The 382-nt window shown below is 57.6% G+C and carries 1 protein-coding gene; it reads right to left on the bottom strand.

Features of this window, described 5'->3' with window-relative positions:
• Positions 1-21 precede the first annotated feature (21 nt).
• A partial coding sequence (locus tag ACYP03_RS24565; RefSeq protein ID WP_459782459.1) for a hypothetical protein occupies positions 22-382 on the bottom strand: 361 nt, incomplete at its 5' end.

Below are 382 nucleotides of genomic sequence, written 5' to 3'. Positions count from 1 at the left end.
GCCGCCAGATTGATTTTTACCCTAAGGCGAGGGTGTCGCTGGTGGTGTTAAGTCGCACGTTTCTCCGTCCCTTAAGATAGTGCCGGGGTATGGGCTGTCAGGCAACGGGGCTTCCGTGGGTGTCTGCACCGTCACTGCTGGCACATTGGCCGCCGGGATCAGCGCAACCACATCGCTCCACATCTCGCCGTCGTCGGCACCCAGCGCGGGTGTCGCACTCTGCCAGCGGGTGAAGTGATTGAAGCCTTTGACCGTTAGCATCAAGCCATCGGTATCAGAGACCTTAATCCACTCTTTGAAATTGCCGGTCGGGAATCGTTTGGCGCCGTTGCTGAACACTGCGTCGATCTCCGATTGGGCCATGGCATTTTCGTAATACAGC

It is taken from the genome of Photobacterium sp. R1, from assembly GCF_054600795.1.
The sequence above is the reverse complement of the archived record's forward strand: the minus strand, read 5'-3'. Positions and strand labels throughout refer to the sequence as shown.